This window comes from Alistipes intestinihominis (assembly GCF_040095975.1).
Taxonomy (GTDB): domain Bacteria; phylum Bacteroidota; class Bacteroidia; order Bacteroidales; family Rikenellaceae; genus Alistipes; species Alistipes senegalensis.
Genome location: NZ_JBBMFL010000012.1, coordinates 20,394 through 42,961 on the forward strand (window position 1 = coordinate 20,394; position 22,568 = coordinate 42,961).

The 22,568-nt window shown below is 61.0% G+C and carries 14 protein-coding genes; 4 read left to right on the top strand and 10 right to left on the bottom strand.

Going from position 1 to position 22,568, the window contains the following annotated elements:
- Position 1 precedes the first annotated feature (1 nt).
- Positions 2–2,446 (bottom strand): hybrid sensor histidine kinase/response regulator, encoded by a 2,445-nt coding sequence (locus WMO46_RS10490; protein ID WP_349094310.1) that lies wholly within the window; start codon positions 2,444–2,446, stop codon positions 2–4.
- Positions 2,447–2,634: 188 nt separating this feature from the next.
- Here WMO46_RS10490 and WMO46_RS10495 point away from each other — a divergent pair, with 188 nt between their 5' ends.
- From WMO46_RS10495 to WMO46_RS10510, 4 genes are all read left to right on the top strand, one after another.
- Positions 2,635–3,555 carry an ABC transporter ATP-binding protein gene (locus tag WMO46_RS10495; RefSeq protein WP_288661645.1) on the top strand — a complete coding sequence of 307 codons (921 nt, stop codon included), beginning with the start codon at positions 2,635–2,637 and terminating at the stop codon, positions 3,553–3,555.
- 12 nt (positions 3,556–3,567) lie between these two features.
- Positions 3,568–4,890: an ABC transporter permease gene (locus WMO46_RS10500; protein WP_276762306.1), complete on the top strand. Its 1,323-nt coding sequence runs from the start codon at positions 3,568–3,570 to the stop codon at positions 4,888–4,890.
- A 109-nt stretch (positions 4,891–4,999) separates the two neighbouring features.
- Positions 5,000–6,262 (top strand): phosphoglycerate kinase, encoded by a 1,263-nt coding sequence (locus WMO46_RS10505; protein WP_349094311.1) that lies wholly within the window; start codon positions 5,000–5,002, stop codon positions 6,260–6,262.
- Between the two features lie 196 nt (positions 6,263–6,458).
- Entirely contained in the window at positions 6,459–8,453 is a 1,995-nt protein-coding gene (locus WMO46_RS10510) for a M13 family metallopeptidase (RefSeq protein ID WP_349094312.1), read from the top strand.
- A gap of 253 nt (positions 8,454–8,706) precedes the next feature.
- On the opposite strand, the gene WMO46_RS10515 is transcribed toward WMO46_RS10510, so the two are convergent.
- The 9 genes from WMO46_RS10515 to WMO46_RS10555 form a co-directional block, all read right to left on the bottom strand.
- On the bottom strand, positions 8,707–9,540 hold the full coding sequence (locus WMO46_RS10515; RefSeq protein ID WP_302588899.1) for a hypothetical protein: 834 nt from the start codon (positions 9,538–9,540) through the stop codon (positions 8,707–8,709).
- A gap of 37 nt (positions 9,541–9,577) precedes the next feature.
- On the bottom strand, positions 9,578–10,405 hold the full coding sequence (locus WMO46_RS10520) for an endonuclease/exonuclease/phosphatase family protein (RefSeq protein ID WP_302588901.1): 828 nt from the start codon (positions 10,403–10,405) through the stop codon (positions 9,578–9,580).
- Between the two features lie 24 nt (positions 10,406–10,429).
- Positions 10,430–12,064 carry a RagB/SusD family nutrient uptake outer membrane protein gene (locus WMO46_RS10525; RefSeq protein WP_276714141.1) on the bottom strand — a complete coding sequence of 545 codons (1,635 nt, stop codon included), beginning with the start codon at positions 12,062–12,064 and terminating at the stop codon, positions 10,430–10,432.
- Positions 12,065–12,076: 12 nt separating this feature from the next.
- On the bottom strand, positions 12,077–15,265 hold the full coding sequence (locus WMO46_RS10530; protein ID WP_026076756.1) for a SusC/RagA family TonB-linked outer membrane protein: 3,189 nt from the start codon (positions 15,263–15,265) through the stop codon (positions 12,077–12,079).
- A 255-nt stretch (positions 15,266–15,520) separates the two neighbouring features.
- Positions 15,521–17,155 (bottom strand): beta-N-acetylhexosaminidase, encoded by a 1,635-nt coding sequence (locus tag WMO46_RS10535; RefSeq protein WP_349094313.1) that lies wholly within the window; start codon positions 17,153–17,155, stop codon positions 15,521–15,523.
- 9 nt (positions 17,156–17,164) lie between these two features.
- Positions 17,165–17,986: an ROK family protein gene (locus WMO46_RS10540; RefSeq protein ID WP_019151884.1), complete on the bottom strand. Its 822-nt coding sequence runs from the start codon at positions 17,984–17,986 to the stop codon at positions 17,165–17,167.
- Complete coding sequence (locus tag WMO46_RS10545; protein WP_349094314.1) at positions 17,983–18,999, bottom strand: metallophosphoesterase family protein; 1,017 nt, start codon at positions 18,997–18,999, stop codon at positions 17,983–17,985. Before WMO46_RS10545 ends, WMO46_RS10540 begins: the two co-directional genes overlap by 4 nt.
- An 11-nt stretch (positions 19,000–19,010) precedes the next feature.
- Complete coding sequence (locus WMO46_RS10550; RefSeq protein ID WP_349094315.1) at positions 19,011–20,627, bottom strand: MGH1-like glycoside hydrolase domain-containing protein; 1,617 nt, start codon at positions 20,625–20,627, stop codon at positions 19,011–19,013.
- Between the two features lie 6 nt (positions 20,628–20,633).
- Entirely contained in the window at positions 20,634–22,565 is a 1,932-nt protein-coding gene (locus WMO46_RS10555; protein WP_278964322.1) for an alkaline phosphatase, read from the bottom strand.
- Between the last annotated feature and the right edge of the window lie 3 nt (positions 22,566–22,568).

Genomic DNA, 22,568 nt, shown 5'->3' on the forward strand with positions numbered 1-22,568 from the left:
GCTACAAAGTTACCGTTTTTTCGGCTTCCGCGACAATCGCGCGGATTTTTTCGATCGCCGTGCGCAATTCGCCGCACAGCGCGTCGGTCAGGGGCCCCTCGCGGTTCTCGGCCCGGCGCAGGATGTCGGCGACCTCCGCCGCGCCGAGCATCGTGAAGATCGGCAGCATCTTGTGCGACAAGGCTCCCGCCGCCGACGCATCGCCTCTTTCGACCGCCTTTTCGAGCTCCCGGGCATTGGCCGCGGTCTGTTCGGCGAAGGAGGCCAGAATACTCCGCGCCGCACCGGCATCGTCGCCCGCATAGGCCGTCAGGGGACCGAAATCCACCCCCTCCGCCGCCGGGACCCCAGGTTCTTCCGCCGCCGGAACCGCCCCGCCGCAGGCAGCACGGACCACGGCGAGCAGTTCGCCGTATGCGAACGGTTTGCGGAGACATCCGGCGAATCCGCGGGCCGTGAAATCCGCGGCGTCCAGCTCCCCGCGGGCCGACACGGCGACCACGCGCAGCGCGGGATCGACCCCGTGCACGGCTTTCAGCACGCTGAATCCGTCGGCCGAGGGCATCTGTATGTCGGTCAGCACCAGATCGAAGCGGCCGTCGGCGACCAGTTTGGCGGCGTATTCGGGATACTGGCAGCACTCGGCGGCGATCCCCGCCCGGCGGCACATCGCGGCGGTCATCTCCAGCTGCAACGGATCGTCGTCGATCAGCAGCACCCGCAGTCCCGGCTGCGGAGGCTCCGGCTCCCGGACCTCCTGCACCGCCGCGGGCCCGGCCTCCCCGACGGGCACCGACACGATGAATTTGCTCCCCTCGCCGAGACGGCTTTCGAGCGAAATGGTCCCCTCGAGCAGCTTCACGAGGCGATCGACGATCGACAGCCCCAGTCCGAACCCATCGACGCCCTGCGCCGAACTCAGGCGCACGAACTCCCCGAAAATCCGCTCCTTCTCCTCGCGGCCGATGCCGCGGCCCGTATCGCGGACCGAGAAGACCAGCCGCCCCTGCCGAACGTCGGCGCGAAGCGTCACGGAGCCCTTATTGGTGAATTTCAAGGCGTTGGAAACCAAATTATCGGCGATCTGCCGGATGTGGAAAGCGTCTCCCGTCACCGTCCGCGCGGCGTCCGGACCGGTTTCCAGACGCAGTTCCAGCCCTTTGGCCGCGGCCGCGGCGGCAAATCCCGCCCGGATCGTTTCGAACAGCTGCGCGGGGCTGAAAGCCACCCGGGCCACCTCGATCTTGTTGATGTCCAGCCGGTAGAAATCCAGCAGGCTGTTGACCAACGCCAGCAGGTGTTCGGAGGAGTCCTTCATATTGTGCAGGTAAAGTTCCTGCCGCCTGTCGTCGGTCAGCCGCGACAGCAGGTCGATATAGCCCATCACCGACCCTAACGGGGCCTTGATGTCGTGCGTGATGGCCAGCATCAGCTTCTCGCGGGCGGCCAGCAGGGCTTCCTTGTCGCGGTTAGCCTGCTCCAGTTCCCGGCGGTAGCGGTTGCTGCGGCTGATGTCGCGCCACAATATCCCGACGAACAACAGCACGAGCACCACGGCCCCGACGGTCACGCCTCCCAGCACGCGCGACGACCTGCGGCGGAAAGCCTCCGTGCGCTCGATGCGCCGCATCAAGAACTCCGTATCCTCGGCCTCGAAGTCCATGATCAGGCGGTATATCTTCGTGTTGACCAGTTCGTTGCTGTAACTCAGCCGCAGTCCCTCCTGCCACGCCCGGTCGTAGATGCCCAGGCGGTTGCTCGTGACGCTATCCTGCAAGGCCCTCAGCACCAGCGTAATGGTATCTTTCACCGACCCGGCGGGCACCGCGGGGGCCACCAGTTCGCGGCGGGAGATCACCACGCTCGAATCCTCCTTCGGAGGACTGAACAGATCGCCCAGCCGTTGCAGAAAACGCCGCCGGGAGCGCGGCACGGCCGTCGTGTCCTGCCTCACGATGCGGCGGAACGGCGTCGTGTCAGCCACGATCCCCTGCTGGGGACCGATCAGGTCGCGGATGTTCTTGTCGAGCAGTTTGGCCGTGGAACCGGCGCGAATCGTGCGGCGCAGGCTCATCGTGCGCCGCTCCTTGTCGGCGAGCAGCCGCGTGATGCTGTCCAGACGCATCGTCTGCAACGAATCCCGGTCGCCCGTCAGCGAACGCAGCGAGTCGATGCAGGCCCTCACGGTGCGCAGTTCGCGTTTGTAACGCGCCTCGTAGGACTGGTAGCCAGCGATCATCAGCTGCCCGTAACTTTCGGCCTGATAGAGGTGGTAAAGGGTCCGGCTGACGGCGCTGTGCTTGGTCTGCAACTGCACGTAGCTGCTGTCGGGAGCCGAAAAACGGACCACCACCCGGTAGACATAGCCCACCGCGAGCACACAGACCGCGATCAGCAGGACGTAGCCCGCGACCATCTTCGTTTTGACGAATTTCGACTCCTTCACAGCGTCAAAGATAATGAAAGGAGCGCGCAACGCCAAACCCGCCCAACCCTCACCGAACCGCATCCCGGGGATTGCGCAGGGCACCCGGGTACGACGATTTATCGAAAAACGATAAATATTTTTTGATATTCAAAATTTGTTTCTATATTTGTCGCCGGAACGATCCGAAAAACAAACATTCCGCGACTATGGATTTACTCACAGCAGAACACGTCACCAAGCGCTATGCCTCGCACACGGCGCTCGACGACGTATCGCTCGCCATCCCCCAAGGCTCGGTCTACGGGCTTCTGGGCCCCAACGGAGCGGGCAAAACGACCCTGATCCGCATCATCAACCGCATCACGGCGCCCGATTCGGGCCGCGTGCTGTTCGGCGACCGCGAGATCGCCCCGGAAGATGTCTACCGCATCGGCTATCTCCCCGAGGAGCGCGGGCTTTACAAGAAAATGAAGGTCGGCGAACAGGCCGTCTTCTTCGCACGCCTCAAAGGTCTTTCGCGCCGCGAAGCCGTCGTGCGGCTGAAGGAGTGGTTCGTCAAATTCGGCATTCAGGAGTGGTGGGACAAGAAGGTCGAAGAGCTCTCGAAGGGCATGGCCCAGAAGGTGCAGTTCATCGTCACGGTGCTCCACGAACCCAAGCTGCTGATCTTCGACGAGCCCTTTTCGGGCTTCGACCCCATCAACGCCAACCTGCTGAAAGAGGAGATTCTGGGGCTGCGCGACAAGGGCGCCACGGTGATCTTCTCGACACACAACATGTCCTCCGTGGAGGAGATCTGCGACCACATCACGCTCATCAACAAATCGCGCAATATCCTCTCGGGCAAGGTCGATGACATCCGCCGCCGCCACGGGTCGAACATCTTCGAGGTGGCCTACCGGGGCGACGAAGCCGTCCTGCGGCAGGCCGTCGCCGGACGCTGCGAGATTCTCGACGGAACGCAGGAGGAGTCGGTCTACCGCATGCTCAAACTCCACGTCAACGACGACTCCGAGGTGCGCGGGGTGATCTCCGCCGTCAACGAAGCCGTCGAACTGCGTTCGTTCCGCGAGATCATCCCCTCGATGAACGACATTTTCATAAGAGCCGTCAACGGCCAACTCTAAAACGGAAAAGCCATGTCCAACATATCCATCATCATCCAGCGCGAGTTCAACGAACGCGTACGCAAAAAATCCTTTATCATCACCACGCTGCTGATGCCCGTGCTGATGATCGCCCTGATGGCCGCCCCGGCGCTCATCATGCAGTTTTCGCGGGGCGACGAGAAGGTCATCGCCGTCATCGACGAAAGCGGCCTGATAGCCCCGAAGCTCGAAAGCGACGAGGAGATCCGCTTCGAGACCACGGAACTCCCGACCGAAGAGGCCCGCAGGGAGCTGACCGAAAAATTCGGCGTGCTCTGGATCGGCGGCGACATTCTGGAAAACTCCAACAACGTCCGGCTCTACGCCAATTCGTCGTCGTCGCTCGCCCTCGAAAGCAACATCACAGGGCAGATCGAGCGCATTCTCGAAACCGAGAAACTCAAAGCCTACAACATCGAAAACCTCTCGCAGATTCTCGAACAGGTCGAAACCAAGGTCGTCATGCAGACCTTCCGCAACGACAAGTCGCAGGAGGAGGACACCCAGGCGCAGTCGTCGGCCGTGGCCACGGGCCTGGGGTATGTCCTGGGATTCATCCTCTACATGTTCCTGCTGATCTACGGCGCGATGGTCATGCAGTCGGTGATCGAGGAGAAGAACAACCGCGTGCTGGAGGTGATGGTTTCGTCGGTCCGCCCCTTCGACCTGATGATGGGCAAAATCCTCGGCGTGGCCTCGGTGGCCGTCGTGCAGGTGCTGATCTGGGGCGTGCTGATCGTCGGCGTCGGAGCCCTCGTAATGCCCCACCTGATGCCCGAAGAGGTCATGGCGGGCGCCCAGGCCATGCAGCAGGGCATGCCCGACGCGGCCGCGATGACCGACATGAATCCCGAGATGCTCCAGGCCGTGGCCGCCATGACCGACCTGGGCTATATCGTCAAGATCTTCGTCAGCCTGCTGCTGTTCGTCTTCGGCGGCTATCTGCTCTACTCGGCGATGTTCGCCGCCGTGGGTTCGGCCGTGGACAACGTGCAGGACGCCTCGCAGTTGCAGATGCCCATCACGCTGCCGATCATCCTGGCCCTGCTGATGATGTTCGTCGTGATCCGCGACCCCAACTCGCAGATGGCCTTCTGGTTCTCGATCATCCCCTTCACCTCGCCGATCGTCATGATGGCCCGCATCCCCTACGACATCCCGCTGTGGGAGATCGTCCTCTCGCTCGTGCTGCTCTACGGATCGTTCGTGGGCATGGTGTGGGTGGCGTCGAAGATCTACCGCGTGGGCATCTTCATGTACGGCAAAAAACCGTCGCTCAAAGAGCTGTTCAAATGGATTCGGTATAAGTATTGAGTTTTTTCCGTTAGCGAAATAACAGATTTACTGAAAATTTTCATAAATTTGTCCCGGATTAGGACTTACCGAAAATCATTTCAACAAAATACTTAAAAATCAAACAGCTATGATCTCGATCGACAACTACGATTTCAAAGGCAAACGCGCGATCATCCGCGTGGATTTCAACGTGCCCCTCAACGAGAAGGGCGAAGTGACCGACGACACGCGCATCCGCGCCGCCATGCCCACCGTCAAGAAGGTGCTCGCCGGCGGCGGCTCGGTGATCCTGATGTCGCACATGGGACGCCCCAAGAAGAATCCCGATCCCAAATATTCGCTCGAACAGATCGTTCCCGCCGTCGAGAAGAACCTCGGCGTGAAGGTCGAGTTCGCCGGCGACTGCATCGGCGAGAAGGCCGCCGAAATGGCCAAGGCCCTCAAGCCCGGACAGGTCATGCTGCTGGAAAACCTGCGTTTCTACGCCGAGGAGGAGGGCAAGCCCCGCGGCCTGGCCGAGGACGCCACCAAGGAGGAGAAGGACGCCGCCAAGAAGGCCCTGAAAGAGGGTCCGCAGAAGGAGTTCGTCCAGAAGCTCGCTTCGTACGCCGACTGCTACATCAACGACGCATTCGGCACGGCCCACCGCAAGCACGCCTCGACCTACTTGATCGCCAAGAAGTTCCCCAACGACAAGATGTTCGGCTACCTGATGGAGAAGGAGGTGAAGGCCATCTCCTCGCTGATGGAGGCCCCGGCGCATCCGTTCTGCGCCATCATCGGCGGTTCGAAGGTGTCGTCGAAAATCGGCGTCATCAAGGCCCTGATCGAGAAGGTCGATTCGATCGTCATCGGCGGCGGCATGACCTACACCTTCGCAGCCGCACAGGGCGGCAAGGTCGGCGACTCGATCTGCGAGCCCGACATGTTCTCCGTAGCGCTCGAAATCCTCGAACTGGCCAAGAAGAAGGGCGTAGAGTTGGTGATGTCGCCCGACGCACTGGTCGCCGACGCATTCTCGGAGGATGCCAACACCAAGGAGGCCCCGGCCAACGACATTCCCGACGGCTGGGAGGGTCTGGACATCGGTTCGAAGGGCAAGAAGCTCTTCCGCGACCACATCCTGAGCTGCAAGACCATCCTCTGGAACGGTCCCGTGGGCGTGTTCGAAATCGACAAGTTCGCAACCGGCTCGAAAGAGGTGGCGCTGGCCATCGCCGAGGCCACCAAGAAGGGCGCCTACTCGCTCATCGGCGGCGGCGACTCGGTGGCCTGCATCAACAAGTTCGGTCTGGCCGACCAGGTATCGTACATCTCGACGGGCGGCGGCGCGCTGCTCGAATACATCGAGTTCGGCGACCTCCCCGGCGTTGCGGCTATCCGCGAATAGACCGGACATCCCGCGAAACAACGATCCGAACGGGGGCTTCCGGTTTGTCCGGAGGTCCCCGTTCCTTAAAAACCCGAACAATATGAAAAAAATCATTCGTTTTCACGCACCTTTTCTCGCCTCGGCATTGCCTGCGCAAGCGCGGCACTGCTCTCGGCTTATCGAAAACGTTCTTTTCGCAGCAACGATAGCCTGTATGACAGCCTGCCAGAATACCCCGAAGACCCCGGCGATCGACATGGCCAACTTCGACCTTTCGATAGCCCCCAACGCCGATTTCTACGAGTACGCCACAGGCGGCTGGCAGAAAAACAACCCCCTGAAACCCGAATACGCGCGCTACGGATCGTTCGACATCCTGCGCGACAACAACGAAACGCGCATCAACGAGCTCTTCGCCGAGATGGCCAAGACGACGGCCGCCCCGGGCACCGTCGAGCAGAAGATCTCCGACCTCTACAAGATGGGCCTCGACTCGGTGCGTCTGAACGCCGAAGGCGCCGCGCCGATCAAGGCCGCCGTGGAGGAGATTCTCGCCATCGGCGACCGCCCGCAGCTGACCGCCGCCATCGCCAGGCTCCACACCTCGATCGCCAATCCGTTCTTCGGCATAGGCGTGCAGTCCGACCTGATGAACAGCGACATCAACGCCCTCTACGCTTCGCAGCCCGAGCTGATGATGGGCGACCGCGACTACTACCTCGACGCCGAAAACGAGTCGATCCGCACCGCCTACAAGGAGTATCTGGGCAAGATCTTCCGGCTGGCAGGCGTTCCGGAGGCCGACATCGAGAAGGCCGTCGCCGGCGTGATGTCGATCGAGACGAAGCTCGCCGAGAAGAACTGGTCGAGCGTCGAACTGCGCAACATCCCCGCCATGTACAACCCCACGTCCAAGGCCGACTTCGAAAAGACTTACGACGCCATCGACTGGGCCGAGTACTACAAGACGATGGGTATCGGTGATTTCGAACGGATCATCGTGACGACCCCCTCGGCGCTGGCCAACGCCAACGAACTGATGAAGAACGCCCCGCTGGACGACATCCGCTACTACCTGGCCGCCCAGTACATCGACGCGGCAGCCGGCTACCTGAGCGACGACTTCATCGACGCCTCGTTCGACTTCTACGGACGCGCCATGTCGGGCAAGCAGGAGCAGAAACCCCGCTGGAAGCGTGCGATGTCGGTGCCCAACAGCACCCTCGGCGAAGCCGTCGGCGAGATGTACGTGGCCAAGTACTTCCCCGAAAAGGACAAGGCCCGCATGCTGGAGATGGTCAGGAATCTGCAAACGGCGCTTTCGCAGCACATCGCCGGGCTCGACTGGATGTCCGATGCCACGAAGGCCAAGGCGCAGGAGAAACTCGCGGCCTTCACCGTGAAGATCGGCTATCCCGACAAGTGGAAGGATTACACGACGCTTGCGATCGACCCCTCGAAGAGCTACTGGGAGAACATCGTCGAGGCCAACAAGTGGTACACGGCCGACAACATCGCCGAGCTGGGCAAACCCGTGGACAAGGACGAATGGCACATGACCCCGCAGACGGTCAACGCCTATTACAGCCCCACGACCAATGAAATCTGCTTCCCGGCCGCCATTCTGCAACCGCCGTTCTACAATCCCGATGCCGACGATGCCGTGAACTACGGAGCCATCGGCGTGGTGATCGGCCACGAGATGACCCACGGATTCGACGATCAGGGCCGCAACTTCGACAAGGACGGCAACATGAACAACTGGTGGACCGACGCCGATGCCGCCGCATTCAAGGCCAAGACGGAGATTCTGGTCAAGCAATTCGACGCGATTGAAGTGCTTCCGGCCAAGGGTGACCAACCTGCGGTCTTCGCCAACGGCGCCCTCTGTCTGGGCGAGAACATCGCCGATCAGGGCGGTCTGCGCGTAGCCCGCACGGCCTATCGCAACTCGCTCGAAGGCAAGGCTGAACCCGCCCCGATCGACGGATTCACCCCCGAACAACGGTTCTACCTGGGGTATGCCACGCTGTGGGCCCAGAACATCCGTGACGAGGAGATCGCCCGTCTGACGAAGCTCGACGTACACTCGCTGGGCAAATGGCGCGTGAACGCCTCGCTGCGCAACCTGCAAGACTTCTACGACGCATTCTCGATCACCGACGGTGCGATGTTCATGCCCGAGGAAGAACGAGTAATCATCTGGTAACCCGCCTAAGAGGCGGGATTTAGGGGGCAACGGAAAGCCGGTGAGGCTCTGACCCTATACTGCGCCCCGCCCGCCTAAGAGCCCGCCTAAGAGGCGGGATTCAGAGGGCGATGCCGGGTCATCGGGCTTCCGAGCCGGTTCCGCGCCCGGCGAAACAAAAAGAGGATGTCTAACTTGGAGTTAGACATCCTCTTTTTCATTTCAACACCGGAACCGAGAGGCTGGGCACAACGGCCGCGCCCCTCGAAGCCGATTACCACATAACGCTGATATCGTAAGCCGAGACGCCGTTGGACAACGACTTCGTTTCGACGCCGTTGAGGCCCCAGAAACGCTCCTCCGTCAACATAAAAATCGTATACTGCGATCCGGCAGCCACATTGATGACTTTGAAGTCATAGCTTCCGGCAGCCGACTTTGCGGCCGACTCCAGCTGTGCGAAAAGATCGTTCTTGACAGTTCCGATCATCAGCAGCGACATGGTCCGGTCGTAGCACGAACGCAGTATGCCGTTCCTGCCGCCGAAAGCCGCGATCTGATCCGCCGTCTCGAAACGCGCCGTCAGGAAGCTGACATCGAACGACACGTCCTTCGTAGCGGTCACCACGCCGTCCTCGTCCTTGTCGGAACGAACGCCGGCCAGCAGGGTCTTCACCTCGGTCACATAACAGCCGCTGCCCGAAGGAACCCCGGTCGCACCGGTGATATAGGTGTTCAGCGTCCCCCAGGGACCCAGATAGAGCATACTGCCCTCCGCCTTCTTATTGGCCATTTTGTTAAAGGCGAAAGTCATCCAGCGCTCCGTATCCCATGCGGCTTTCATAACGGCAGCCTGATTGCCGTCGTCCACGCGGTCGATAATCGTCATCCACGTATTTTTGTCGTCGAGCGCATTCAGGTAATCGACATAGCCCGTTCCGAGCGAAGCGTCGCTCAGCGAAGAGACGAATTGCACGTCGGTCGTAAACTTATCCGACGGAGCCGGAATCGGAGCGTCCGAAGGATATTCGTCCAGCCCGTTGTCGCAGCCCGTAAGGAGCGGAGCCGCCATCGCAAAGGACAGGAAAATCGAAATGTATGTTTTCATGTTTTTCATCGCTTTGATTTACTTCGAGTCTACAGATCTAATTTTTCAGCACCGCCGTGCCGGTAATGGGGCTGTGGTCGGAAAGCGCGTCCGCCTCGGCGGTACGGATTACCTGATAGTCCGAGCAGGTCCATTTCTGCTTCGGGAAGCCGATCAGATAGTCGAGTTTGCTGCTTCGTTCGTAAGTCCCGTCGTTGTTGCAGAGCCGGTCTCCCGATTTCACATATTCCGCAATTGCAGTGGAGGAAGGACCGCAGTTCATATCGCCCGCCAGCAGTACGGGAATGCCTTCGTCCACGGCCGGCTGTATGGCATACTCAAGCACCTCCTTGGCCTGTTCGAGGCAGGTCACGTTGCCGCCGAAAGCATCGAGGTGGGTGCAGACGATGCGCACCTTCACGCCCTCGGGATGCGAATCGGTCGGAACCAGCACATCGGCCCAGCCCGCCGAACGCTGGTCGGCGCCCTCATACATGCCGAGCAGCACGCGGCCCGTATTCACGATCGGATATTTCGACAGAATCACATTGCCGTAGTAGCCGTCGTTGCCTCTCTTATTGTAGGAGTGGATGAAGAACGAGTACATCCCGAGCTCTTTGGCGAACTCGTTCGCCTTCTCCTTGAGGAACATCGCACCGGAGAGGGTCTCGAACTCGTTGAAGAAGATGATTTCCGCCTGCTGTTCCTGAATCAGGGTGACGAAACGGCTGATGTCCTTGCTCACGTTGCTGTTGTTGTAGAACTCCAGGGCCTTGACATTCCACTCCAGGCATTTGAGCTGAACATCCTGCGCCCGTACATTCGTCAGCGGGAGAGCCAGCCCCGACAGCAGGAGCGCTCCCAATATATATCTATAAATTTTCATATGCTTATATCGAATTTGCGTCGGTTAATACCCTTTGTTCTGTGTCAGGTTCTCCGTACCGGTGAATGCCCGCTCCGGAATGGGGAACACCTTGTTGTAGGTGGGATTGTACGTCCGGGCCGGATAGACTTCGACCTCTTCGGTGACGATCTGACCGTCCTGCCCCTTCGAAATGACACTGTGCAGCGGCGTCGTAAGCAGCGTCGGAGCCAGCCCCCAGCGGATCACGTCCACGAAACGGCTGGGCTGGAATTCGAAGGCGAGTTCACAGCGGCGCTCGTTCTGCAACTGGGCCTTGGTGGCCTGGCTGTTGCGGGGCAGACCGGCACGCTCGCGGATGTCGTTGAGCAGCTCCTTGGCCTCGCCGTCGCCTTCGCCCTTGGTCCAGATCAGCGCCTCGGCCTTCATCAGCATCACGTCGGCATAACGCATCAGGCAGCAGTTGAGCGAATTCCAGAGCTTGTCACGCAGATTGGAAACCTCGCTGTAACTGCCCGTCTCCCACGGAGACATGAACTTGCGCAGGACCATTCCCGCAGAGACGTGAGCCGTGGTTCTGCTGGATATCGACGTGACGGAACCGTCGGGCGAGTAGCCGGCGAAAAGAATATCCCGCCCCATGAACTGAATGTGCTGGCCCGGCGAGAGGATCGTCGCATCGCGGCGCGTATCGCCCTCCTCGAAGGCTTTGTAGAGCTCCAGACTCGGCGTATAATAGCCCCACGTATTGTAAAGGCCCCAGCCGGCATTGACGAACGATACGCCGTGATAACGGGCGCCGTTGGTATTGCTGCCCTCCAGGGAGAAGATGTACTCCGAAGAGTGGTTCTGCTCCTTGCGCCAGAGGTTGGCGAACGACTTGGACTTGTCCGACGAATCGACGTAGAGCGACCGCTTGTCGGCCCCGGTCATGTTCATCACCTTGTCGCACATCTCGATCACGACATCGTAGTACTTCGCGTCGTACATCGAGGCGTAAAGCGCCGCACGGGCGGCATAGGCCCAGGCCGCAGCCTTGTGCGGAAGACCGATCTGATCTGCCGGAAGTTGCGAATAGTAAGGCAGGATCTCGCCGGCCGCACGGAAATCCTCGATGATCTGGTCGTAGTTCTGAAGCACGTGCGACGGACGCGGAGAGTCGATCTCGGCGGTCGGCGTCTTGTCCGTGATGATCGGAATGCCGCCGTTGGTGTCGTCACCGTAGTAGGGCACCATCCACAGCATCGAGAATCCACGGAAGAAGAGCGCCGTTCCCAACGCCTGGTTCTTGAACGACCCGTCGAGGTTCATGTCGGGGACGAGTTTGATGATATTGTTGGCCTTGGCTACGTTCTGGTACATCACCTCCCAGACGCGCGACACGTCGTTGCTGTTCGACGGGGACATGCGGAATTCGCGGATTTCGTCCACCGACGCACGGTCGCGGCCGATCAGAATGTTGTCGCTGGCACACTCCAACCACATGTGGCCGCGGCCGCAGATCTCTTCGCTCCAATAGGGCGAGACGAAATGGTAGAGCCCGTATATGGCCTGCATAACGTCCTCCTGCGTCTTCCAGGTCTCGTCTTTACCGTAGGATTCCCGCTCGAGGAAATCGGCACACCCCGACATGGCGAGAACGCCGACGACCAGGCAAATGCTGAATATGATTTTTTTCATGGTCCTTAAAGTTTAGAAGTTGAGGTTTACACCGAAGTTGAAGAAACGCGACGACGGATAGATGCCGGCATCGAGACCGTAGTTGCCCACCTCGGGGTCGATGCCCGAATAACCGGTGATCGTCGCAACGTTGTCGATGCTGACATAGACGCGCAGCGAACCGTTCGTCAGACCGATATGGCGGGCGATGTGCTTGGGCAGCGTATAGCCCAGGGTGATATTCTTCAAACGCAGGTAGTCGCCCTTTTCGAGGAAGGCATCCGAGAATTTGGTGTAGTTGCCGTTATTGTCTTCGGCAAGGCCCAGACGCGGATATTTGCTGCCCGAAGGATTGAAGTCCCACGTATCGAAAACGTCCTCGATCAGATTGCCGAAATCGCCTCCATGACCGTTCATGCCCATCTGCTTGGTGCCGTTGTAGATGTAGTTGCCGGCAACGCCCTGGAACATGAAGCTGAAGTCGAAGCCTTTCCAATCCAGCGAAGCCCCGAACGAGAAGGTCTGCTTGGGCGTATAGCAGCCCGTCAGCACCTTGTCGGCGTCCGTGATGACACCGTCGCCGTTCGTGTCGATGAACTTCAGGTCGCCCACCTTGGCGTTGGGCTGCACCTGCATGACCTCGCCCGTCTCGGCGTTCTTGCTGACGTAGCGGTCGATCTCCTCCTGCGAACGGAAGATGCCGTCGGTGCGATAGATGTAATAGGAGTACCACGGATGTCCGACGCCCGAATAGAGAATCGACTGGCTGTTGATGTTGGGATTTTCGTGTCGCACGAGCGGCTGCGAACCGTACTCTTCCACGTTGCTCTTGTTGGTCGAGAAGTTGCCCCAGACGCTATAATTGAGCTTGCCCTGCGCCGCCGTATTGCGATAGGCCACCGAGAACTCCCAGCCTTTGTTGGTCACACGGCCCATATTGCCCATCGGCGAGGTGGTGACGCCCATCTGCGGGGGCGTAGGCACGTAGTCCACCAGGTCGCGCGTCTCCTTGTCGTAATAATCGACGGAGATGTCCAGCGTGTTTTTCAGAAGCGTCAGGTCGATACCGGCGCTGGTCTGCACGGTCGTCTCCCACGTGGCGCCGGGATTGGCGATGGTGTCGTAATAGCTTCCGTAGACGGTGTTGCCGCCGATGAGCGAACCGTCGGGATAGATGGAGAGCGGCACATCGACCGAAGAGGTGTTCGGGTAGAGGTCCACGTTACCCACCATACCCCAGCCGGCGCGGATCTTGATCAGATCGAAGACACCGGCGAGCGACGAATTGGCGAAGAACTTCTCCGAGGAGAGTTTCCAGGCACCGGAAACGGCCGGGAACCAGTCGTAGTTCTTCGAGGAGGGCAGCTTCGACGAGGCGTCGCGGCGAATGCTGGCCGTCAGGAAATAACGGTCGTCGAACGAATAGCCCAGACGGGCGAGGAACGACACCATGGCATACTCGTAGTAGTTCTCCGTCGGGTCGCGGTACCACGATCCGTTCTGCCAAAGGTTCTGGTATTTGTCCCACGTGTCGCTGGGATAGTTCTGCGTCCGGAAGTCGTACAGGCGCAGTTTCTTGTAGTCGGTCGTAAAGCCCGCCATGGCCGAGATGTGGTGCTTGCCGAAGACCTCGGCATAGGTGGCCGTCGTCTCCCACAGATAGTGGAACGTGCGGGTGTGCTCCTGCTCGCGGAGCGTCGTGGTGGAGCCGCCCGGAACGTCGATGACCGGCTGGAAGGCATCCGTTTCGAGAACGTCGAGATCGGCCGTGAAATCCGATTTGAGGGTCAGTCCCCGCACGGGCTTCACCTCGAACGAGGTCGTCGAGAAGAACCGCATCTCCGGAGCGCGGCTGTGCATCGTTTCGAGCTGGGCGACGGGATTCACGACGTTGGGGCCGGTGACGCCCGCTGCCATATCGGCCGACGAAGCGATGCCGCCGTATTTGGGTTTGCCCTTGTCGTCGTAGATGATATTGCCCTCGGCGTCGCGGTCATACACCGAAGCCGACGAGGGGAACCACATGGCGCCCAGAATAGGTCCGGTATGGGAGCGGTTGACTTTGCCCTGTCCGTCCAGGTATTCGAACGAAACATGCTCCGAAACCTTCAGCCATTTGGTCGGCCGGAGGTCCGTATGGAGTTTTGCGCCCAGCGATTCGCTCCAGGTATTCATGATCGTACCCTCCTTCTTGTCGTAGGTCACCGAAAGAATCGACGAAATCTTCTCCGTTCCGCCGCTGAGCGAGATGCCGTAGTGCTGCGTCATGCCCGTCCGGAAAATCTCGTCGAGCCAGTCGGTACGGGTCACGTCCGCACCGGCGTACACCTCCGGATTGGCCAGGTTGGGCAGCGATCCGTTCACCGAATTGCCGACGGCCTTGGCCCATACGTCGCAGTATTGCCGGGCATTGAGCATGTTCGGCAGATTCATCGCCTTCTGGACACCGATCGCGGCATTCACGTTCACGCGCATCTTGCCCGCCTCGGCCTTCCGGGTGGTGATCAGGATGACGCCGCTCGATCCGACCGACGCACCGTAAATGGCCGCCGATGCCGCATCCTTCAGGACCGTCACCGTCTCTACGTCCTCGACCGAGTAGGGAGCGTTGGGAACGCCGTCCACGACGACCAGCACGCCGTCGCCCGAGGTCGGATCGTCATCGTTGCCTTTCGAGCCGCGTCCGCGGATGGAGAACGACGCCTTGCGCATCGGGTCGCCGCCCGATTGCAGGATCGTCACGCCCGGCATGCGGCCCTGGAGCAGGGTTCCGAGGTCTGCGGCGCGGCTGCGCGCCCCCTCGTCCACCTTGACCGTCGTAACGGCCATCGAAAGGTCCTCCTTGCGCTGGGAGCCGTAACCGATGGCGACCACCTCGCCGATCATCATGGCATCCTCCTCCAGCGTAACGTCGATCTGCGTGCGGTTCGCCACCGCAACGCTCTGCGTTTTATAGCCTACGAACGAGAAATCCAGCGTGGCGTTCTTGGCCACGGAGATCTGGTAGCGGCCGTCCACATCGGTCGTAACACCGTTGGTCGTGCCGCGCTCTATGACCGAAGCGCCGATAAGCGGATTTTGACCGGTATCGGTCAGGCGGCCCGAAACCGTGACACGGTCCTGAGCCTGGGCCGGAAGAATGAGCATGCAACTCAGCAGGCTCATCAGAAGAAAACGGACGATCCTCCGTCTCTTCCCCGTAAAAGTCAAATTCATTTCCATAAAGTTAAGGTTAATAATTAAGATATCTGGTTGTAAGCAGCGACAGAGAATAATTTATTAAATTATTTAATAAATACCCGACACCGTAACGCATTTGTAATATTCTCACTTTTTCAATATTCAAAATTATCCATCTTAACAGTCGGAACGGGCGAATTTTACGTATTTAAGTCCTCACATTCCGCACAATTGAGAGGACGAAAAAACCGGGGAGGACTTTTCGTCCTCCCCGGTTTTCAGACGGGCTCCGGCGGCCTAATCCGCCAGCGGATGCGGCGCGTAAACATATCCGCAGGCGTCGTAGAGGCGCGTCAGGCGTCTCAGCCGCGGCAGAAACTCCGCATAGTCCTTCCGGTCGGGCGCCCAGCCCACCTCGGCGAGCGCACCCAGACGCGGCAGCAGCATGTACTGCGCCTGCGCGAAATCGGGGATATACTCGGTCCACAGATTCGCCTGCACGCCGAGGACCGACGCCCGCTGCACGGAATCGAGCCCCTCGCAGGGATTCAGGGCATAGACCTTGTCGAGCGGCAGGCAGCCGCCCCATGCCAGCGGCTCTCCGGCGGTGTCGGCGGTCTGGTAATAGTCGAAATAACAGTGGGTCGTGGGCGCCATGACGACCTCGTTCCCCCGACGCGCCGCACGGATGCCGCCCTCGGTGCCGCGCCAGGACATGACGACCGCCGTCTGCGAAACGCCGCTGTCGAGAATCTCGTCCCAGCCGATCAGCCGCCGGCCGTGACTCCTCAAAAAACGCTCGATGCGCGTGGTGGCATAGCCCTGCAACTGGCGCGGGCGGGACAGCCCCTCGGCGCGCATCCGTTCCCGGCACCGGGGACACCGCTCCCAGCGGTCGGTCGGGCATTCGTCGCCTCCTATATGTATATAAGCCGACGGAAAAAGAGCGACGACCTCTTCCAGCACCCCTTCGATGAAACGGAAGGTCGAATCGCGTCCGATGCAGAAGACACGGTCGTCGATGTCCCACGTCTGGCGCACCTCGTACTGCTCCCCGGTGCAGCTCAGCCACGGGTAGGAGGCCAGCGCGGCCACGGCGTGTCCCGGAAACTCGATCTCGGGAATGACCGTGATGAAGCGGCGGGCGGCGTATTCGACCACATCGCGGATCTCGTCCTGCGTGTAGAACCCTCCGTGAGGCGTCTCGTCATAGCGGCAGGTCTCGTCGTACTCGCCGCCCGGGTCCTTGCCGATCAGCGTGCGGGCGCGCACCGAACCGATGCGCGTAAGTTCGGGATATTTCACGATCTCGATCCGCCAACCCTGATCATCGGTCAAATGCCAGTGGAAAACATTCATCTTGTGCAGAGCGAGCAGGTCCAGCACGCGCTTCACCTCCTCCACCGTAAAGAAATGCCGCGCGACATCGAGCATCATCCCGCGGTAACCCATCCCCGGATAGTCCTCGACGACCACGGCCGGCAGTTCGACAGCCTTCACCCGTCCCGCCCCGAATGCCGCCGCGGGCAGCAGCTGGCGCAGGGTCTGCACGGCATAGAAAGCCCCCTCGGGACCTCCGGAAAGTACCTCGATCCGGTCGGGCGCGATCGTCAGGGAGTAGCCGTCCGAGGGGATCGAATCGGTCCCGATGAAATTCACCGCCCCGTCCTGTGCCGGGGCCGCAGGGCACACGGTCAGCCCCCGGCCGAAAATCGGACACAGCACGTCGTCCAGCGCATCGGTCACGAACGACATCCGCTCGTCCGCCGACCGGACGACCACGCGCGTCGATGCCGACAGTCGGAAAACCCCTTCGGCGGGCGTCACGCTCACCGGCGCAGGCACCACGGAGACCGGGCCGTCCACCGGAACCACACGGCCGCACCCGCAGCACAGCACGCCCAAAACAAGCAATATCCGTAATTTTCCCATAGCGTTGTTCTATTCGCAGGCCGAAGCCCCCAGCAACCCGACATATTCGATCCCCGAGCAGCAGATATGCAACCTCTCGACGGTCTTTGCATAGGGGAACCGTTTCAGCTGTTCGTACATGGCGTCGCGGAAAAACCCGAACGCATGGGAGATACTCCCTCCGAAGACGATGGCCTGCGGATCGTAGGCATAGAGCGCCAGCATGACCAGCTGCCCGATATGCGTTCCGAACTCCTGCCACAGCTCCAGCGCCCGGGAATCGCCGGCCAGGGCCCGTTCATAAGCCTCCTTGCCCGACGTGCCGCGGCCGACGAAAAAGCGGCTGCTGCAATAGTATTCGTAATCGCGGTCCAGATAGGGGATGCCCCCGATCTCCCCGGCGCCCGTGTTGCGGCCGCAGTAGAGTTTCCCGCCGATCACGACGCCGGCGCCCACCCCCGTGCCGAGCGCGATGCAAACCACGTCGCGGTATCCGTGCGCCTCGCCGAAGCGGCAGACGCCCAGCGCAAAGCAGTTGCAGTCGTTGTTGACCGAAACGGGCACCCCGAAGCGTTTTTCGAAACGCTCTTTGAGATGCACCTCCCGCCAGGAGGGAATGCCGACCACGTCGTAGACGATTCCCCGCTCCGCATCCACCACCGAAGGGACACCGATGCCGATGCACTCGACATCGGGCGTGATGAGCCGATCGACGAGCGAAGCGATATGATCCAGAACCTCCGCCTCGGAACCATCCGCCCGGCAAGGTTCGGAAATCATCCGCACGATCCGGCCGCCGGCCACCAGACCGACGCGCACGTTCGTGCCACCCAAATCCACTCCTATTCTCATCGCTCCACTGCTATTTCCGTGATTTTACCCTCCGCGAAACGGGCATGATCCACCATGCGGCCGTCGTCTTCGCGTATCCAGGTCTCGAATCCCCGCTCCCCTTCGGTCAGCAGCAGCAGCCGCACGCCCGGACGCAGGTTGTTGTAAGTCGTATTGTCGCCCGAGAAACGGCCGTAACCGAGGCAAACGCCCTTCTCGGCCACCAGGTAGTCGATGTCGTGGTCGTGCCCCACGAAGGTTCCCGCCACGCTGCCCGTCTCGATCATGGCCGCGAACATCCCCGTATTCAGCGCGCCCGGACACTCCGCCTCGGCGGCCCGTCCGATATGCGTGTTCGAGGGATTGCGCCACGCCGCGAGGTACTCCGGCAGCACGATGTGGAAGAACGCCAGCGAAGGCACCGCACGGCCGCCGTTGGCCGTCCGGCGGGCCGTACAACGGTCGCGCAGCCACGCGACCTGCTCCGGCCGGAACCAGTCGTAGCCGTCGATCCCCTCCAAGAGCGACTCGGAGTGCGAATCGAGGCAGTAGAGCAGCCACGCGGGCCGCCGCGAGCCGCTGCCGAGAATCTCCAGCTCCCGGTCCGCCAGCTCCCCGGCCGCGTCGAGCGTATTCAGGCTTCCGGGATACGAGGTCACGATACGGCCGATCTGCTGCCGGCTGAGGTCCTGCTCGGAATCGTGGTTGCCCAGCACCACGCAGAAAGGCACCCTGCGCGCAGTCATCGTATCGAGCAGGCGGCGCCACATGCCTTCGGCCGGGGCCCCCGTCACCACATCGCCCGTGAAGACGACCAGATCGGGACGTTCCGTCGCCAGAATGCGGTCCAGGCGGGCAAAGGTCTTTTCGGCCTCGGCAAGCCTCCGGGGTTTGGAGGGGTCGAGGTGCATATCCGTGAACTGCGCTATCTTGAAAGTTTTGTCGCTGCCGAAGCGCAGCACAGGCTGCTGCGCCCGGACGGAGGCCGCACCCCAGACGAAGAGGGCGCAGGCCGAGAGAATCCACTTGTTCATCTCCTGAAAATTCATTGGTTCAACTTCACGCTGCCGCTCTTCTCCACCTGCACGGTGCTGCTGCGGCCGTCGCCCCACGTCACCACCAACTCGAACGGCACGTTGGTCGAGACAGTCACCGCGGGCGTTTCGTCGGCCGATTTGCGGGCGCGGACCCTCAGGTCCACGACGCCGTCGGGACCGAACGGATAGCGTTCGATGCCGTGCGCCTCGGTCCGGGTGAGGTCCCACTCGATCCGCCGCTCCGAATAGTCGGACTTGATGCCGAGGATGTACTCGATGAAGACGGCGATGGGCGGCAGTCCGGTCCATCCGACGAAATCCTTGCGGGCCATGAATCCGGGTTCGAGCTTCTCCGGCGCGTAATACTCCCAGAAGGTCCCCGTATTCTTCCACACCTCGAAGACCGCGGCGTAGTGGTTCTCGGCGATCCGCTGCGCCTCGGCGCGGTAGCCCTTGCGCCAAAGGCCGTCGATCACCATATAGTTGGCCCCGGGCCAGACGCCGCCCTGCCAGTAGCGGCCCAGAGCGTTGTATTTGCGGTGGTCGGCCGAGAGCGACGGCACGCGGTGAGGACGGTCGAACTCCGTCGAGTCGCTCAAGTGAGCCACGAAACGGTCCAGACGCTCCTTGCCGAGAACGTCGGTCTGCAACGCCCAATAGGCGTAAATGCCTTTGGCCGTACCCAGCGACCCGTCGGCGTAACGGTCGAAGAGGAAGCCCTCCGCGTCGTTCCACATGAAGTCGTTGATATGCTTTTTGAGGAAGCGGTTTTCGTCCTCGACCTCTTCGATCTCCTGCCAGCGTTCGATGTAAAATCCGATCTGGAGCAGCGACTCGTTGACGAGCATCTGTTGCAAATTGGCGTCGAGCCACTCCATGTGGCCGTTGGAGAAGATCTGATTGTACCCCTCCGGAACCCGGGGCGTATTGTCCATGCCCGTGCCCCAGCCGCTCGACCAGTAGGTCTCGTTGGGCCACGTCCGGTTCAGCTTCCACCACTTGGCATAGGCGCACAGGGCCGGGAAAACCTTGTGCAGGCGGTCGATGTCCCCGAACTGGCGGTAGTACATCAGCTCGGTCCACGGAAGCAGGTTCGGCCCGGTCGAGGTGGGGTCGTAGCGTTCGAAACAGTCGGAGCCGTCGGCGCGGATCTCCCGGCAGATGAAGCCGTCGGGATGCTGGTGCGAATAGAAGTTGTCCAGCGTCCGCTGGAAGGGGAAGAAGCGGTAGCCGTAACGGGCGAACATCATCATGAACGAGGCGTCCCACATGAAAATATTGCCGTTGTAGGCGATGTCGAGGTAAGGAGAGACGAATCCCGAACCCTCCCGGGGCTGACGGATGTTGCCCACGGCGATCCGCCAGGCATGCCAGTACATTTCGATCTCCCGGTCATGCCCCTCCCAAATCGGTGCGGGCAGAATCTTCCGGGCCTCGGCGAACGGACGGGGCCGTATCGTCTCGGGTTTCATCGTCCGGAAATCGTTCTCGGCCACGAACACCTCCTTGACGTAGGTGTTCTTATAGGGCAGCTGGTAGGGTCCCGAACGCAAATCCTGCGCTCCGGCCGCAACCGGTGCGGCTGCGGCGAGCAAAACGAGCGCCATATCTCTTCCGATCTTCATACCGGTCTATTTTACAAGCGATTTGATTCTGCGCGGAATCTCCGTATTGCGGTAGGTGCCGCGGAAACGGTCGGAACCCGGCCCGTAGGCGAAGACGGGAAGCATGACCGGCGTGTGGTCGTCGGAGACGTAAACGCCCATGATCCGCCCCGTAGCCTCGTCGCCGTCGATCAGCGTCAGGCCGCCCGTCTCGTGGTCCGCCGTGACGACGACGAGCGTCTCGCCGTTCGAATCGGCGAATTTCAGCGCCTCGGCGACCGCAAGATCGAAGCTCAGCGTTTCGATGACGGAGCCGGGCAGGCAGCGAGAATGGCCCGCATAGTCGATTTTGGCTCCCTCGACCATCAGGAAGAAGCCCTTGCCGCTACGCTCCCGCAGCTTCTCGATGGCCCCGCGCGTGGCGTCGGCCAGCAGGGTGAGGTTCTTCTCTTCGGCGGCTTCGTCCATCTCCTCGTCGATGCAGATCACCTTGCCCTTCGCGGCGTTGAGCTCGTCCACCGAACGAACGAAATCGTACTGTTTCGAGAGCTCGCCCACCAGGTCGATGCCGTCGTCGCGGTGCGTGAATTTGCGGATGCCGCTGCCGCAGAGCAGGTCCAGACGCCCTTTCAGCAGCCACGCGGTCAGCTCGTCCGAATTGTCGCGCTCGACCGAATGGCCGAAAAACGCCGTCGGCGTGGCGTCGGCGATGTCGCCCAGCGTCACGACGCCGACGGCACGGCCGCGGTCGTAGAAGAAGTCGCTCAGCGAAGGATAGGCCGTTCCGTCCACCCCCGCCGAGATATGACGGTTCGCATGCACCTCGCCCGTAGCCAGGGCGCTGCCTCCGGCGGCCGAATCGGTCGTAAAGGCGTCCAGCGCATTGTTCTGCTGCAAGCCGATGTTCTTCAGCCCCATCAGCGTCAGATTTTTGTTGGCGAACATGGCCGCCACGATCTGCGACAGCCCCATGCCGTCGCCGATCAGGAAGATCACGTTCTTCACCTTTCCCTTGCCCCCGTCGTTGCGGTAGGTCGGCGTATAAACGTCGATGCCCTTCGAAAGCTGCAACTTATCGCTCTGGAAGCCCTTGAAATCGCGGGTCGCCTTGTCCAGACGCTTCGTGCCCGTCACGGTCGAAGAGGCCGCGCGGCGCTCGCCGATCTGGAAATTCTTGTTGCCGAAATCGTTGAAGAACTCGGCGCAGAGCTCCGGACGGTCGGTGTTGATGTAGTCGATGCCCATGTCGTAGAACGTGTAGTAGACGGTCACCCCCTCGGGAGCTCCCCAGAAGCGCACGGGCTTGTCCCACGCATGGGCCTTGTCGATGACCCGTTCGAGCTTCTCGCGCTCGGCGGGGATGATGGAGCCCTTGCCGTTCCATTGGGAGAACCGTTTGAAATCGGCGCTTATCAGGGCTACGCGCTCCAGCTGGCCGGGCGTGTACTCCGCGTCCCACGCCCCGTCGAAACGGATGTAAGCCGGGTAATCGCCGAAATCCGCAGGCTCGGGAACCCGCCCCGTCACGGTGACGCGCACGGCGTCGGGATTCACCGCGGGATCGAACACCTCGGGCCAGCGCCCCAGCACCTCGGCGACGGCGCGCAGCGTCGGACCGGTCTCGGACTTGAGTTCGACCATCAGTTGCAGATGCCGGTCCGAATCCCTCCAGACGCGTCCGCCGTTCCGTTTGAAAAGCGTCACGACAGGCTCCACGTAGAGCGCCTCGAAGGTCATGTCGGGCGACAGCTCCCCGACCTCGTGTCCCACGAGCAGCTTTCCGTCCTGCAGGAACACGTCGGCCTCGATCGAGGCGACCTGCTGGGCGTAAGCCTGATAGAAGGGCACCCGCCGGGCATAATCGTTGTGCGAATGGATCAGCACGGGCGGCTGGGCGGCAGCCACGCCGCAGACGAACAACGCCGCGGCGGACAACCCGATTCTCAAAATCTTTTTCATAGC